The organism is Neptuniibacter sp., from assembly GCF_024231755.1.
Taxonomy (GTDB): domain Bacteria; phylum Pseudomonadota; class Gammaproteobacteria; order Pseudomonadales; family Balneatricaceae; genus Neptuniibacter.
In genome coordinates this window covers 1-15,321 of sequence record NZ_JAAEQH010000323.1, presented here as the reverse complement: position 1 = coordinate 15,321, position 15,321 = coordinate 1, and the positions used below count along the sequence as shown (strand labels likewise).

Annotated in this window: 14 protein-coding genes; 11 read left to right on the top strand and 3 right to left on the bottom strand. The window is 48.2% G+C overall.

Annotated elements, in window-relative coordinates; translation table 11 throughout:
- The first annotated feature begins 54 nt into the window (after positions 1 to 54).
- From GY843_RS18785 to GY843_RS18735, 11 genes are all read left to right on the top strand, one after another.
- A complete protein-coding gene (locus GY843_RS18785) occupies positions 55 to 1,110 on the top strand; it encodes a glycosyltransferase family 4 protein (RefSeq protein ID WP_297311973.1) in 1,056 nt (351 codons plus the stop codon).
- The gene (locus GY843_RS18780; protein WP_297311971.1) at positions 1,110 to 2,372 is read left to right on the top strand and encodes a hypothetical protein; all 1,263 of its coding nucleotides are present in this window, start codon (positions 1,110 to 1,112) and stop codon (positions 2,370 to 2,372) included. The genes GY843_RS18785 and GY843_RS18780 overlap by 1 nt, the downstream gene beginning before the upstream one ends.
- A gap of 39 nt (positions 2,373 to 2,411) precedes the next feature.
- Positions 2,412 to 2,978: a hypothetical protein gene (locus tag GY843_RS18775; protein ID WP_297311969.1), complete on the top strand. Its 567-nt coding sequence runs from the start codon at positions 2,412 to 2,414 to the stop codon at positions 2,976 to 2,978.
- Positions 2,978 to 3,202 carry a hypothetical protein gene (locus tag GY843_RS18770; protein ID WP_297311967.1) on the top strand — a complete coding sequence of 75 codons (225 nt, stop codon included), beginning with the start codon at positions 2,978 to 2,980 and terminating at the stop codon, positions 3,200 to 3,202. The genes GY843_RS18775 and GY843_RS18770 overlap by 1 nt, the downstream gene beginning before the upstream one ends.
- Before the next feature lie 519 nt (positions 3,203 to 3,721).
- Positions 3,722 to 3,994, top strand: coding sequence for a hypothetical protein (locus GY843_RS18765; protein WP_297311966.1), 273 nt, complete (start codon positions 3,722 to 3,724; stop codon positions 3,992 to 3,994).
- Positions 3,994 to 5,619 carry a hypothetical protein gene (locus GY843_RS18760; RefSeq protein ID WP_297311964.1) on the top strand — a complete coding sequence of 542 codons (1,626 nt, stop codon included), beginning with the start codon at positions 3,994 to 3,996 and terminating at the stop codon, positions 5,617 to 5,619. Before GY843_RS18765 ends, GY843_RS18760 begins: the two co-directional genes overlap by 1 nt.
- A complete protein-coding gene (locus tag GY843_RS18755) occupies positions 5,619 to 6,158 on the top strand; it encodes a hypothetical protein (protein ID WP_297311962.1) in 540 nt (179 codons plus the stop codon). The genes GY843_RS18760 and GY843_RS18755 overlap by 1 nt, the downstream gene beginning before the upstream one ends.
- A gap of 41 nt (positions 6,159 to 6,199) precedes the next feature.
- The gene (locus GY843_RS18750; RefSeq protein WP_297311960.1) at positions 6,200 to 9,223 is read left to right on the top strand and encodes a LamG-like jellyroll fold domain-containing protein; all 3,024 of its coding nucleotides are present in this window, start codon (positions 6,200 to 6,202) and stop codon (positions 9,221 to 9,223) included.
- Positions 9,224 to 9,251: 28 nt separating this feature from the next.
- A complete protein-coding gene (locus tag GY843_RS18745) occupies positions 9,252 to 9,593 on the top strand; it encodes a hypothetical protein (RefSeq protein ID WP_297311958.1) in 342 nt (113 codons plus the stop codon).
- 1 nt (position 9,594) lies between these two features.
- Positions 9,595 to 10,458: a hypothetical protein gene (locus GY843_RS18740; RefSeq protein ID WP_297311955.1), complete on the top strand. Its 864-nt coding sequence runs from the start codon at positions 9,595 to 9,597 to the stop codon at positions 10,456 to 10,458.
- Complete coding sequence (locus GY843_RS18735) at positions 10,442 to 13,954, top strand: hypothetical protein (RefSeq protein ID WP_297311954.1); 3,513 nt, start codon at positions 10,442 to 10,444, stop codon at positions 13,952 to 13,954. Before GY843_RS18740 ends, GY843_RS18735 begins: the two co-directional genes overlap by 17 nt.
- A 110-nt stretch (positions 13,955 to 14,064) precedes the next feature.
- On the opposite strand, the gene GY843_RS18730 is transcribed toward GY843_RS18735, so the two are convergent.
- From GY843_RS18730 to GY843_RS18720, 3 genes are all read right to left on the bottom strand, one after another.
- The gene (locus GY843_RS18730) at positions 14,065 to 14,367 is read right to left on the bottom strand and encodes a hypothetical protein (RefSeq protein WP_297311952.1); all 303 of its coding nucleotides are present in this window, start codon (positions 14,365 to 14,367) and stop codon (positions 14,065 to 14,067) included.
- Between the two features lie 241 nt (positions 14,368 to 14,608).
- Positions 14,609 to 14,965, bottom strand: a complete 357-nt coding sequence (locus GY843_RS18725; RefSeq protein ID WP_297311951.1) for a hypothetical protein — start codon at positions 14,963 to 14,965, stop codon at positions 14,609 to 14,611.
- Position 14,966: 1 nt separating this feature from the next.
- Positions 14,967 to 15,321 (bottom strand): hypothetical protein (locus GY843_RS18720; RefSeq protein ID WP_297311950.1); only part of this gene is annotated, 355 nt, incomplete at its 5' end.

The window sequence follows — 15,321 nt, the reverse complement described above, 5'->3', positions numbered from 1 at the left end:
GGGCCGGGCCTTTAACGTTGGTAATGGAGAGAAATTATGAAAGTAACGCATTTTTTGAACTTTGCACCCCATCAAGCGGGGATCTACGGCACGGCGACTGACCTTGTACGTGCGGAACGCAAGCAGGGTTTAGACGTTGATGTAGTTGATTATGGTAATGGTAGGGACGCACCACAGCGTCACAGTCGTGTTGGTTGTAAGGATGGTGACATAACGACCGTGGCACCTGAACATGCGCTGGAGTCCGATGTTATAGTAAGACACTCAGCGTTACCACAGACAGTATTTGACTCTGATATTCCACTGGTCATGCCGTTTCACGGTATGCCAGAATACACGTTCTTGCTAGAACACACGGGCAATACACGAACACTGAAAGAACTTATGGTATCGACGGCCAATCCGAGATACAAAGCGTTTCTTACCATGTGGAGAGAGACTGTGTTCTATTGGGAAGCTATGTTTTCTGGTAAGAAGATATTCTATGTGCCGCCGCCCGTTGATCTTGATAAATTCAATCCACTCGGTAAGACATATACTTTCAAAGAGCCTGGTAAGATCAACATAGTAATAGCCGGTGTGTGGAGAAAAGAATATACTACGCCGTATTCTGTTCTGTTTAACGCGGCCAAGTTTGTTCGCGATAAATGTCCTGAAGCTAGGGTACACGTGTTCGGGGTTCCGTATGACAATAAGAAGTACACGGACAAGATAAAGAATGACGGCCCAGTGAACCACACGCTCTTGGCGTTACGCAAAGGTAAGATGGTAGGCGAGTGTCGTCATATAGTTACTAATCTGGACGAGATATACCGCGCGGCTGACATAGCTGTCACGCAGCACACCGTAGCGTCGCGCACGGTACGGGAAGCACTGGCTAGTGGTTGTCCGTTAGTAGCAGCGTCAGGTAATAAGTACACCCCGTATACGGCTGACCCACGTGACCCCGAAGCGTTTGCAAGCGCTATTGAGAACTGTTATAAGGACATTATGAGGGATCGTGAAACTGTCCGACAAGTAGCTCGTCAGAAGGCCGAACAAGAATTTAACCTTGATCGCGTCGGTAAAGCGATGAAGCGAGTGTTTGAATATGCTATGGAGAACAAGTAATGGCTGAACCTACTTCAGCACTATCATACAGGGAGTTAGTGACCGAGATAGCCAGGCTATCCGGCACAGCTTACTATGGATCTACCGGGTTGATGCCAGCTATGCCACCGATAGATCATAACGCTCTTGATGAGATACGCGGTGTGATCACGCGTGGCATAAGACAGTTCATAGCCGATGGTCCTAAGAACGGTTGGCGATGGAGGCACCGTAAGATGCAGGTTACATTCGCCCCGTCGATCACGGGGACAGCTACGGCTGGTGCGGCCACGACTCTGACTGATAGTGCCATAGCTGGTACTTATGTCAATGACTATTTCAATACGTACACCCTGGCTATAACGGGCGGTACAGGTGACGGTGAGATAGCCGTAGTCACAGACTATGATGGTACGAACGGTATATTCACATTTGCGGCTTTGTCCGGTGGTAGCACACCCGACACTACAAGTACGTATCGTATATCTACATCTACCGCTGTTGTTACTGGTGATCCAGCACGGTATCAGTTGGATCAGGACTTCGGCGGTGTTGAGAGTCGGATAGGCTACGCGGCTGAGACTAACCACGCCTCTACTATTCAGTGGTGTGACGAATCCACGATACGCAGACTTCGAGCCGTTGTGGTTCAGACCAACTATCCCAAGTTAGCAGCTATACGACCGTACGGCAACAGACGTTTTGAACTCATTGTAGATCCCGCACCACAAGCGGAGGATACTGTTGAGTTTATGTATAAGGTCATCTTCAATAAGTTGGATGGCGAGACAGGTATAGCTACCGGTGGTGGCGCTACTACGTTGGTGGATAGCACACAGGCCAATAGATATGCCGATGATTATTTCAACACGTGGGTTATGACTATACTCACTGGCACTGGTGCTGGTGAGACGGCTACCATAACGGACTATACTGGATCTACCGGGACGTTTACATTCAGCGCTTTGTCCGGTGGGAGTACACCGGACACGACTTCAGTGTATATGGTCGAGCCTACTAACAATCTACAACCGGCTGGTATAGACTATGATGACGCCATATTGTCGTCCTGTCGAGCGATGGCACAGATGGAACTTGAAGATGCCGAAGGTAATAACTGGATAGCGGACTATCACAAGAGGGCGCTACCCGATGCGCATAGAGTAGACGCGAGGTTGTCTCCTCGTAAGCTAGTTAGAAATAGAGCGGGAAGGTATGACCGTATGTACGGTTATGATACTATTATGCCGGACCGCGTATGGACCGACGTATCGTACGATTAACAGTGTAGCCCTGTAAAGGGCAAAGGAAAGGAAGAACAAATGCCACTTAACGGAGCAACATTTTTGAAAGAAGCGGATACGATAATTCCTGGTCAGGGGATTAAGAAAATGATCCGTGGTATCGGCATCGGATCACTGAGGGACTCAGATGGTAGCATACTGACTACCAGTACGGAACCCAAGAGAGCATCACTCGAAACCAATTTCGAGGGCATCCAGTCAACCAATGGTCAAACGGATCTCGGCTCATTGCAGTTTGAGATACCACGTGATTATGATCAGGCGGTTGACAAACTCAAAGTGAGGTTCCTGGCACAGTCGGCTGGCACGGATGTTCCGACTATCGACGCCGCCATGTACCGCAAACGTGCTGGTGCGGCTTTGTCATCGGATCTCAATCCTACTATATCCGGTGCCATCAACAGCTTAACGGCGCTGGCTGATTACGTGGAGGTCAACTGTGATAGTCTTAGCTTGCAGCCCGGTGATGCTATCAGTATGGACTTTACACTGAGCGCCCACGCTACTCATGCAGCTAACATCTATGCCATCGAAATCGAGTATCATAGTACGTTTGTGTATTACGACAAGACGGACAGATCATAATGGTCATCCTGTTTCCGATAAAAGGACAGCATAAGGGAGGAGTAACATCGTTACTCCCTCCCTTAACGTCCAATGATATGAACAACATGCGACCCTATGATACCCTGGACGACCGGGCACGCGGGGGTCAGCGTCCCGGACTGGATAAATGGGGTGATGGTGATCAGGTTGGTGCAGCGGAGCAGCCGGTCGTGGCTATGTGTATCGTTACGAGTGTGAGGTAGTATGTCAACACAGTATTTGAAAATAACCCTCACATCTATGGCTACCAGTGGTAGTTATCCATCACCACCCAATATACTGTATATCCCGTACCCCCTTAATTTAGCGGACCGTTTTGTGGGTACGGTTTTTTGGAGTGGTCAAACGTACACATTTGATGTGTTCGATTTTCCAGTGGGGAGGCCGATAGATATACAGTATAGATCTTACTGGGCCTTACCGTCGCATTGGGATTATGCGGAGTTGCACGAGAATTTTTGCCCCGATTTTGCAGCAGCTATAACAGCCGGTAATTTGAGCGGATCCTATGTCGGTAGAAAAGGTGCTACATGGGAGATAGACCACGTACTTAATGATGGCACCGTTCCCCTACCGTCTGGATCGGGTGGTGAGGCTGGCACGATATTTACACAGGATCCACCCGCCAATCCTACACCAAATAAAGCAACCAACCCGTCGCCCGCCGACGAAGCCGTAACTGTGCGGCTTGGAACTGCTAAATTAGACTGGGACGCTGGATAATGGCTACTACGTATAATGTATATTTCGGCCTGGCCGGTAATATGTCGTTGGTGTCTGAAGGACAGGCTACAACCGATTGGGACATACCGGTAGGAGATCTTGACTACAATACAACTTATGAGTGGCAAATAGACTCATTAAATGAGAATGGTGTTACCTATGGCGAGACGTGGGAGTTTACTACATTGGCATTCCTAACACCATCAGATGTGGTAACGACGAGACGCCTTGTGGTAGCAGCCGCCAACGCCATATTCTTCGAGGATGAGTGATGGTTGTATCGTTAAATGATCAAGTAACTACGAGGCGCCTGGTGTTGGCGACTAATAATTTAATAGGGTATGAGGACATGGGCGGATCACTATTGGAAGTAACAGGATCAAGTGGGGACATAGACACTACGGACCAGCTTCAGATGTTCGGTGGTTTCCAGAAAGCGTTCGTGGTTAATGGCGCCAATCTTAAAGTGGTTGACCTCGTAAATACGAAGCTGACATCCGAAGCGCAGATAACTTCTAACATACCAGCGCACGGTGATATATTAACTCAGGATACAACCAATGCTCAGATGGTGGTTGACTATATATTCTATGATGTGGGTACGTCTGATCATTATGTGTATGGGTTCACAACTTCCGGTACGTTCAACACGAGTAACGATGTCAAGGACGCCGACGCTAATGTCATAATAACTTCTGGTAATCTGTCGGCGGTAGATGAAGCTACCACTATGCCGCACTGGTATGACTGGACTCCCTACAATGACGACACTACAACCTACGGAACCATGCCGGAGAAGGCATACCTTGCCACTCTGTATCGTGGTCGCCCCGTTCTGTCGGGCAATCCTAATGCTCCCTTCCAATGGTACATGGGCCGTCAGAACAATCCTTGGGACTGGGCCTATGTAGCTGGCGATGCACAATCGCCAGTAGCCGGTGGCAACGCGGACGCCGGTGAGATCGGTGATATAGTACGTGCACTCATATCATATAAAGATGATTATCTTATATTCGGTTGTGCCAGTTCAATATGGTATCTCAGTGGTGACGCTACGTTCGGTGGCTCGCTTAATGAACTCAGCTTGACTACAGGAATATTTGGGGCACAGAGTTGGTGCTGGGACGACGGGGGTAACTTATGGTGGTGGGGCAAGAACGGCATATATAAATCTACGATACCACAAATGCCAGTAAACGTATCCGCCATAGACCTACCAAAGTTGGTGAAAGACGAAGCGGCCAATCCCAGTACTCACCGTATTACGATGGCGTTCGACAGGGATCGCCAAGGAATACTTATTACCATAACTAAACTTAGCGATGGAACTCATTCTAATTATTGGTATAGTTTAAGGACTGAGGGGTTCTTCCCTGAGAGCTATCCGACAGCGTGTGGCCCGTACTCCTTATTGTATTACGATGCCAATGACACCGACGACGCTGGACTACTGGTGGGGTGTAAGGATGGTTATGTCCGTGAGTTTGTTGACAGTGCTAAAGACGATGATATAGGTGGTAGCGATCAGGCCATAGATAGTTATGTTGGCCTCGGTCCGTTTGCCATAGGTGGTTCAAGTAAGAACGGAAAGATAACCGGACTCAATCCAGTAACCGCAGGTGGCGGTACTGGTGGCAGTCAGTCGGATTCAGATGATATAGATTACAAAGTGTTCACTGACATAGCGGCTGAAAAAGTAATAGAGCGGCTGGTGGCGAACGTGACCCCTAACTTTGCTGGGACGATCAAGTCACCCGGCAGACAGAGGGGTGGGACCAAACGACAGAAGGCCAGGGGCGCTTTCGCTGCTATACGTTTGGGTAACTCAGGCTCAGGCGAGACATGGGGGTTTGAGAAGATAGATGTAGGCGTCTCACCCACAGGGAGAATTAAATAATGGCGCGACAATCACAGTTTCAGTCAATAATGAGTTCGTTTCAAGCATCACAAGCCGCGGCTACTAAGGCCAACCTTGACCGGTACAGGACGGGGCTAGGCATCTATGATGAAGTTATAAGTAGATACAAGAAAGGTGGCGGTTTTGTCAAGGGGGCGGAGGCTACACTCGCGCGCACTAAGAAGAAGGACGTGGCATCCGGTATGCAGAGTTTAGTGAGTGCCGGTCTTGCCGGTACTACTATGTCAGCGGGCATTGGTAAGAAATGGGAGGAAGAAGTCGGCTCACCGGCCAGACTTAGCATAGCCGACGTAGCTGGTCAGAGAATATCACAGGCACAGTTGGGTAAGGCTGGGTTTATAGAACGCAGGCAAGACGTTGGTCCTGATCCGGGTATGATAAGCCAGTTGATGCAGGGTTTGGGTAGGTCCAGTGGTGGGCGCATGACTACCTCTCAGCCTTACGCGCCGCGTAGTTTCGAGGATCAGCACCGTAATGTTTACAGTAGCGCTATGGCGAGGCACAGAAGGTTTTCGTGAAAAGATTAGCAGAACAAGCCAAACCCAACGACATAAGAGGAATGTGTCGGGCCATCAATCAGTTGGCCGGTGGTAAGGTGGAACAACGAGCCAGTGAGCTTGACTCAGATGTCACCAGTGCCGTCAACAGCGTCATAGACTCGGCTATGGATAGCGTTGTGTCACACTTCGACTCGGCCATAACAAGTACGGCTGGTTCGTTAGTGAGTCATTTCGATTCCGCTATAGCATCTACAGCGGATAGTTTGGTTACTCATTTCGATTCAGCCATAGCTTCAACCGAAACAGTTCTCAGTGATGCTACGAGTGCGGTTCAATCTAATCTTGACAGTGCAGTCAGTGACCTTGGGTCTAAGATAACAGTGACATCGGACCAGGCATCTGCGAATAGTGTTGCTATAAACAGTATCGCTTCTGCTGTATCTGATATTAGTAATTCACTATCCGCCGTGTCAAATCTGGCACAGGCCAATAGTACCGCCATCAATTCAGTCGAGAGTACGTTGATCAGTGTTATAGATTCTACGGCTGCATCACTGGTGAGTCACTTTGATTCAGCTATAGCCAGTACGGAAACGGTACTATCACAAGCTACGTCTGACGTTCAATCAGCAGTTGATAGTGTAGAGACACTAGCCAGCGCCCACATAGCCAATGATGGTTCAGACCATAGCTTTATAGATCAAGATGTTAAAGTAACGGCCTCACCAGAATTTGCGGCATTGGGTTTAGGCGCCTCCCACAGTGCCTGGCAATTATATTGTCTTAAAACTGATTGTGCTAGTGGTGATGAGACGGTAAAGATACAAGCACAGAATGACGAATCTGAGGTTGTTACAGCGTTTACGGCATTAAAAGTAGTGGCCCAGTATGGCGGGAGTAATAACCTTACTAACAATATGGTCGGATTAGTTATGCAAGCTAGACATGACGGTACCGGTTTGGTGAATTTAATTAGAGGTTCCACTTACGGCCTTATATCTACATCAACCGGTAACGCTACGTCTGGCAGGGCATTGCAGGTACAGTCACCATTTTTTACCAGTACTGGTCAGATTATAACAAATTATGGATTGTATCTAGATGACCAGTCTCACGCTAACGTAACAACTTCCTATGGGGTATATCAAACTGGTGGTGATGATATAAACTATCTTAATGGAAATACAGGTATAGGTCTGAGTGACCCCAAAACAAAGCTTACCGTTGAGGGAGCAATAACATTAAAAGAACAGGCCGCCGCAGATTCAGATACACCGGCTTATGGTCAACTATGGGTTAAAACAGCGACGCCGAACCAGTTGTTTTTTACGGATGATGCTGGTAACGATATTCAACTAGGCGTCGGTGCTTTGGGTGTGGCCGGGGCCGACACAAATGTTCAATTTAACGATGGTGGGGCTTTGGCGGGCGAAGCAGACTTTACGTGGGATAAAATAAATAACGACCTGACCATCGGAACCCTGGCCGTTGGCAGTAGCGGGATCACGGACAGTAGTGGCGAGATAAATTTTGATGACGAGAACCTGACCACCACGGCAGATATAGCCGCACTTACGCTATCATCTGATACGTGGAGGTCCGCTGATGAAGCCAAAGATATTCATTGGGGCGATATTGCGGAAGGTTCGTTAAAATTAGATGGAAACTTAAATGACCAAGTTGATTTGCCAGCAGGAATCGGGAGTCAAATATCAGGAACTGTAGGAGCTATAACTGCCTGGATAAAAATGACAACGGCGTCCTTAACAGATGGTGAGTGGAGGCCAGTATTTTGGGTAGAGGGTGGCGGGGACCAATTAAGATTTACTAAAAGAGACGACGATACTTTTGCTGCCTGGTATAGAGAAGGGGCTAATAATTATATAGCCACACAGGCGGATATATCAGATTTTGACAACGCATCTTATACCTTTGTAGCCATGACATGGAACTCTGCTGGTAATGTAATTTTATACGTAGGAGATCCGGGAGGTGGCGCCGCAGACACAACCGCCATAGGCTCGGCGGCCACTTTTGGAGCACCTGATGACGCAGCGATAGGTGGTAGGCCTATCGCCGTTGACCAACAGTTTTCAGGCAATATGTCAGATGTCATGCTGTGGAATCAAGACTTATCTTCTGCGGAATTAGAAGAAGTGTTTGACGAAGGCAGAAACCCTACAGCCGCAGAAGTTGCTCTGTGGACTCCTGTAGTGGCAAGTGAACTTATAAGTTGGTGGCCCTTCACCATAGACGCAACAGATACAGAGGGAATAAATGACGGAACCTTTGCCGGTTCCGCGAGAGTTGAAAGTACGGTGGTCGCTGGTCTTAATTCTTCAAATGCCTTACTTGTGCAGAGTATAACAGTTACAGATTCTATATCTACAAGCGGTACTCTATCTGCCAGTGGTAGTGCTATTATTGGGGGAAGTATACTTGTGGGAGGTGGCGGGGTAGACTTAAATAGTCCAACCGGCACTATTATAAGTTCAAATGTACCAGATCAGGACATAGTAATTAGGATAAACGATGGTGGAACGCTTAAAACAGTTATAACTATAGATGCTTCTGATAATGGTAAGGTTATATTTCACTCCGCTGGCGATGTTCCGTTATTTGAGAATGGTTTAATGATAGCAGCGGACAACACACGCTACCATCTTGATACTAGTTCACACGGGGCTTCATCTACCACCATGTATATTGGGGATGAGACAATAGACACGACACCAAGTGACCGTGGCATGAAAGAGAATATCACGGACAGCGAAATAGACGTATTTACACTATTAGAAAAATTAAGGATAGTTGATTTTGATTGGGCGGAACCCACTAAAGGGACGGAGAGAACTGTTGGACTAATAGCGCAAGAGGTTTATGATATACCAGAACTAAGGCAGTATGTAAGGGTGCCCGACAACAAAGACCCGGACGAACTCGCGAAGCCCCTGGAAGATCAAAAAGGTTGGGGTGGCCGATGGAATATGATGGTTCCGATGCTGATAAAGGGTGTGCTGGAACTAAAGGTGCGGAATGACACACTGTTAGAGCAGATGAAAACTCTACAAAGAGACAAATAACCAAACTAATTATTTATTGGGGAACACGATGAAAAAGTTCAAATTGGACCTGAGTGAGTATGAGGTGGCTGTGGGCGATGGTGGTAAATTGGAGGCTTACCCCCTGAAAGATAACCTTCATCAATGGCTAAGATTTCCGGGTACGTTCAACAACGGCGTTGAGATATGTGACGCCTGTGATATAGCCAAGCGCATAAAACAAGCTAATGATGAACTTATACTGGATGAGTATGAAATAGGTCTATTGCGTACCACCATGAACAAACTTATAGCTCAAGATCATAATCCGTCCAGGGGAATTATGGCCCTTGGTGGTAGCGTGCATGAAGAAGCGATACGCAGGGTGTTCAGACCAGAGAAGGTAGACTAACATGGCGATAAGAGTATCACACACACCAATAAGTGCATACGGTAGAGCGGCGTATCAGACCGGTCGCGGTGAGGCGGTACAGCGTAGCCAAGAGTTAGCGCTAAAGCGCGACCAAATGGTCATGCAACAGGAGGCGCAGAACAAGGCGTTCGCACTCCAGGAAGCTGCTGGTCAGCGTGCAGAACGTACACTCATGGCCGGTATGGAGCGTCAGGGTCGTATGGACTTGGCTGGGTTCAATGAAATGAAACGGCGCAGACGGGGCATCGAACAGAACATGGCCGACTGGGAAACGCTGTCTGGTACTATACCAGAGTCAGAATATCGACGCGGCGTGATCGCTATACGTTCTGGCAAGACACCGCAGTATCTCAAGCAGCAACGTGATCCAACCCCAAAGAACAGATATAGGGCGGGGGATAGGGATGCCCTGTTTAATATGGCCACTGCATACGCTCAGGCTGGTAAGAGCAGCAGAAGGTGGGGGCCAAACTATCGGCAGAAAGATCTTATAGTTCAGTATAAACAGTTTCTTAGGGACAATGACTTCGCCGATCTACAGACCCAACAGGACAGGGACATGGTGGAGTTCCAGTGGGAAGAAGCTATGGCGGCTGATTGGGGTGAGGGCGGGACTAAGAACTTCGAGTGGGATCCGTCGTCGAAAGAAGTCCAAGAGGCGCGTGAGGAAATGAGGCAAGACCTTTCTTCCGACCTTAAGTCAGAAGTGGGTAACTATATGATGTTCTTGGAACGACAGGGTGGCGAGAAAGCAGTAGCGGAGTTTCAGAAGAAGTGGAGAAACCCCGCCAACAGACCAATTATGTTAGCTAAAATGAGGCAGACCTATGGGAATGTTCAGTAACTTACCAGATCTACCAGAGGAATCGAAACCAAAGGGTTATCAGGGTATGTTTGCGGACTTACCAGATCTACCTAAAGCTGAACCGGAAGTAAAGCCAGCCGGGTTCTTCGAGGCCGCAGCCAGGGATCCACTTCAAAAGATAGCGTTTAGTCCTATGGGCTTGGCCGAAATTGGTGCCGTCGCAACTGCGTCCATGCGCATACGGGAGAACCAGTACGAGGCTGCCGCTAAACGTGTGATGGGGACCGCACAAGCTACATCCGGTGGCTTCTTTCCAGGTTACGGGAAGGTAAAAGAGATCACACCAGAGTCCCTTAAAGCGGCAGATGTCAAGCTGATGAATGACCACTTCGATGAAATAGCCAGGCGTGATAAGCAGGGCTATACATTGATGGGTCGTGTTGGACAAATAACAAGTAACATGCCAGCTTATGCGATAGAGTTTCTGGCTACCGGTGGCCTCAAGACACTGGGATCGGCTGCTGCTAAACGTGTGGGAACTAAGATATTAAAAGAGTCCGCCAAGAAGGGGCTTGGTAAAGTAGCTGTGAACGTGGCTAAGTTCTCCGCTGGCGCTGGGACCAGGGCTTTCATCGGTATGCCGCACCGTGCTGCTGATACCATATTAAAACGAACACTACCCAAGGGCATAACCACGGACAACCTCGGTGACCCCAAGCTCATAGAGTCAGATGAGGACACGTGGACTTCTATATGGAAGGGTTCACTCGACCACTATATAGAGATAGCCTCGGAACAAGCTGGTGAGTTTATGGGGCCAGCTATACACGGAGCTATCGGCAAGATGCCGATGCTGGGTAAGGCCGTGGGTGCCATGCAACGAGCGTGGCTAAAGAAGTTCCCCACTAAGAGCGCTACAGACTTCTTGAAGAAGATCGGGACCAAGGCTGGGTTTAACGGTGTGCTTGGTGAGATAGGTGAGGAGGATCTAGGCTGGATAGCACGCGCACTATTCGACGTGGAGGACTATGGTGCTGGTAAGGACGCCAGTCTCGGTGAGCGATTGAAGGCAGGGCTGGTACAAGACATAGACAATCTCCCCGCCGAGCTTATAGCGTTTTCCATTCCTGGTCTTGCTGGTAAGGGCATATCATATCTTATGCCAGAAGGTACACCACCCATAGAACCCATACCGGAGAAAGCGACACCGTTAGAGCGCGTTTATATGAAGGGCTTTACTGCGAGGTTGACCTCTATTAGAAACAATGCCGATAATATTATCGCCGGGGCTGGTGAAAAGGGTTCCCAACTCAGAGTAATCAAGGAAGAATTGTCGAAAATACAAAAACATTATGAAGGCATCACCGAGGATATAAAAGAAAACCCTGAGTTGCTGGCAGAATTAGGTCAGATCGATAAACTATTGCCCGATTATTCACGGGCGATTGATAGTTTTGTAGACTCCCCCTCGGAGAAAGGGTTCGAGGAAATAAAGGCTATTGGTGGCAAAATCGCAGAACTAAGCACCAGTTATGGGGTAAGAATAGGTGAGCAAGCACCCACCGCCGAAGCACGGCCGAAGGAAACGTTCGCCGAACAGGTAGCCGGTCTTGAAAAGCTGGCCGAAGAAAGAGGACTAAAGCCAGAGATAGCCCCGACTGAACGTGAGTTCAAAGAACCGGATGTTACACACTTCTTAACACCACAGGTTCATCAGGCTGAGATCATGGGTGTCAAGTTTATGACCAAACCCGCTGAGATTGGTAAACAGAAATTGGACATAGAGTTCAACCGCCATGTGCGGGATCTGGATAAGATCGAGAGATTGATAAACAAGCTGGGCGGTGAGACGACCAGATCTAAGGCAGCGGCTAAACTAAAGAACGTACCCACCAAGTCCATAGCCAGATTTAGGGAACTGCTTAACACCAACGAAACTGCACCGGCTGAACTATCCGACAAGGAAAAAGATATATTCAACTACTTCAGGAACTTAAGCAGCGAGTTGTTCAAGCGCGAGAATGAAGTGCGCGCTAAGATAGGCCGCGAACTAATACCATACAGGACCAACTACGTGCGCCACATAGCTAGTAAGATAGCGCAAGAGATAGATGATGGCAGGTTCCCGATACCCAACGACCTGAAGTTCTGGATGGAAAAAAGGGTCAAGTCTAAAATATCAAACCCTATGGAGTTCGAGCGCGAGTTAGAAGATAAACTGACGTACTCCAGGGACATTATATGGTTGTCAAAGGCTATGATGTGGACGGGCCTCAAAGAGATACATCTTAGTGAGCCACTCAAGTTTTTCGAGTCCCAACTATCACTGCACTCCGAAGTTATACCACCAGCCACGAGACGGTGGACTGAGAGCTTCATCAACAATATAATTAAAGGACAGGAGACTGACCTAGATAAAAGTCTCAACAGTCTGGTTAAGAACTCAGGACTCAAGGGGATATTCAACAAAGTACTCAAGCCATTCGGAAGGATAGTAAGCAACAGACCACTGACTAACATGGGCCAGAAGATCGGGCGTTTGCAGATATACGGCGTGATGGGCGGACTGCGGCCCAAACAACTGATACGTAACAAGTTCCAGTTGTTGCAGAACCTTGCACTATATACGACCAAGGCTAACCTCAAGGCTGTCCTACCCGCCAGTAAACAGCTAAAAGAAATGATGTCCGAGAGTCTATTCCTTGAAACATATAAGGGCTTCGAGGATCTAACTACCATAGATAGAAGTACCATAGGCAAGCTGATGCTGGCCCCGTTCCAGTGGACTGCTGTATCCAACGCACGACAAGCGTTCAAGGTGGCGTATTGGGACACGCTGGATCTAATCGAAAACAAGAAGTACAAGGACTTGGGCTGGGCTGATCCTAAACGGACATACAAAGAGGGATCGGAATTTCTTTACCGGAGTGAGAAAGAAAAGTTGCTCCGGGAAATGGAGTTCGGTGCTGGAGTAACGCAGTATCATTATATACCTATGGCGATGCCGGAAGTTTTCAAGCACAAAGCGCTGACACCACTAACCAGATTACAGAGTTGGTGGATGAACTACTTCTTTAAGTTCCAGCGTGAGGCCGGGACCAGATTCTTAAAGGGTGAGACAGGTTACGGACAACAGCTACCATGGTCTAGGAGAATAGGGTGGGCTAGGTACATGGTTATAGGTGGCGTGATACTGAACACCCTGGGTTACACCAGTAGTTACGTGTTCGGTGCAGCGCCGGACGCTTTCCCGCCTATGGGTACATTACTAATCAACCTGTTACGTTGGTTGAAGGCTACACAGACCGGTGATGACAGATCCAGGGACGCGGCGGAGCGAAAGATGTTCAACGCCATTAAGACATTCGTTCCTGGCTATCTAACTTATAAAGACTGGTCAGCAATATTGAGTGGCGAAAAACCCCTAAAGAGTTTATTTTTCTACAACAAGGGGATATTCGCAGATAAGGGGCAAACAAGTGGCAGACGCAGAGCAAAACGAAAAAGACCGAAGCGACGCAGACGTTCTCGCTAAACTAACCAAGATCGAGACTAATCAGTGCTGGATTATGAAGAACTTGTCGAACCACCTTCGACACCATTGGGCGGTGCAGATAGCCCTACTCACTTTCGTCGGTGGGCTGATTATAGCTCTAATAGTATCTTAGCTGTCTCACCTGGGATCGGGATGCACTGTTGTACGGTAATGGACACGGGCGGTAGTATATTGTAACTGTCCTCATACTTATCACGGTGTTTTAATAGCATATCACACTCTACCAGAATCTCGTACGGTACCAACCAGTACAACCCCTCCCACTGTAACATTATTAAACACTCACCATTAACCACATCAGCGGGTGACACGCCGCCACCGATAAGTTTATTCGGCATGTTGATGGGGCCATCTATACCAGTTAGATTATATGATAGTATCCTCTTGCTCATTCGTTCAGTTTCCTTAAAAAATCTTGGACCCACCCCTCGGTGGTGAACCATATATCACATCGTTTGGTAGCACGCAACTTGAGCATGTGGCCGGTGTACCGCCGCTTACCCTTGAGCACCCAAGTGTATATCACCCGCTTCCCCGGCAGCACACCGGAGATCTTGTGGATATACGCCGGTACATCACCCAACCTCAGTAGCTTCCCTTCCTTATCAGCGAGTTGTTTAGCTGTTAGGACCATTATGTGCTCCATGTGTGGTACAGTGGATTGTCCCAGTCACTCAATAAAGCATCTAGGGGCACGAGTAAACTGCACAGAGCATCTTTTAGCCTATACTCAACTAATTGGCGTAAGTGCTCCTCAGGGTCTCTCTGACGCTCTATAGTGTCAAACTCATGCTGTGCTATGCTGAAATAAGTCAGACCGATATTAAAACTTATGGTCGGTAATTCTATGCCACCGACCCCTTTCCAGGAACCGGCGCCTACCTTAACACCACCATTCGTTAGTCTGTCAAGCTCCTCAACGATGCTCAGTGCAAAGCTATGAAACCCACAATCGCAACGCAATCTATCAAGATCAAATTTTAGTTTCATATCATTCCCATTCTTTCTTTAATCGTTCATACTTCTCAGGATCGTCACCTTGGTACAACTCTGTCTTGCCACCCACCCAGTAATCCCACACGATAGTATGTATCACCATCGAACAGTACTGGTGAGATTGTGGGTTAAGGTACACGCTGACCAGCCACTCCTGGCTGAACCTACTCTTAACACGTAGCGCCCACCCTTCCGGCATGAACACGCTACCGTCGAAGAACCCATACGACTCTACCTCGCCCTCCTCTACCGCCCTACGTATCTGGCGGTAGGGAGCGTGTTCTTCGAGCCACTCAAGCAGGTTGTTCCTGGTATGGAAGCGTTTCATTATGCTTCCCTCACCACACCCA

What these genes read in the sequence shown, in the direction of transcription:
- GY843_RS18780 (WP_297311971.1), top strand. Translation starts at nt 1,110, where the DNA reads ATGGCTGAACCTACTTCAGCACTATCATACAGGGAGTTAGTGACCGAG.
- GY843_RS18775 (WP_297311969.1), top strand. Translation starts at nt 2,412, where the DNA reads ATGCCACTTAACGGAGCAACATTTTTGAAAGAAGCGGATACGATAATT.
- GY843_RS18770 (WP_297311967.1), top strand. Translation starts at nt 2,978, where the DNA reads ATGGTCATCCTGTTTCCGATAAAAGGACAGCATAAGGGAGGAGTAACA.
- GY843_RS18765 (WP_297311966.1), top strand. Translation starts at nt 3,722, where the DNA reads ATGGCTACTACGTATAATGTATATTTCGGCCTGGCCGGTAATATGTCG.
- GY843_RS18760 (WP_297311964.1), top strand. Translation starts at nt 3,994, where the DNA reads ATGGTTGTATCGTTAAATGATCAAGTAACTACGAGGCGCCTGGTGTTG.
- GY843_RS18755 (WP_297311962.1), top strand. Translation starts at nt 5,619, where the DNA reads ATGGCGCGACAATCACAGTTTCAGTCAATAATGAGTTCGTTTCAAGCA.
- GY843_RS18750 (WP_297311960.1), top strand. Translation starts at nt 6,200, where the DNA reads ATGTGTCGGGCCATCAATCAGTTGGCCGGTGGTAAGGTGGAACAACGA.
- GY843_RS18745 (WP_297311958.1), top strand. Translation starts at nt 9,252, where the DNA reads ATGAAAAAGTTCAAATTGGACCTGAGTGAGTATGAGGTGGCTGTGGGC.
- GY843_RS18740 (WP_297311955.1), top strand. Translation starts at nt 9,595, where the DNA reads ATGGCGATAAGAGTATCACACACACCAATAAGTGCATACGGTAGAGCG.
- GY843_RS18735 (WP_297311954.1), top strand. Translation starts at nt 10,442, where the DNA reads ATGGGAATGTTCAGTAACTTACCAGATCTACCAGAGGAATCGAAACCA.
- GY843_RS18730 (WP_297311952.1), bottom strand. Translation starts at nt 14,367, where the DNA reads ATGAGCAAGAGGATACTATCATATAATCTAACTGGTATAGATGGCCCC.
- GY843_RS18725 (WP_297311951.1), bottom strand. Translation starts at nt 14,965, where the DNA reads ATGAAACTAAAATTTGATCTTGATAGATTGCGTTGCGATTGTGGGTTT.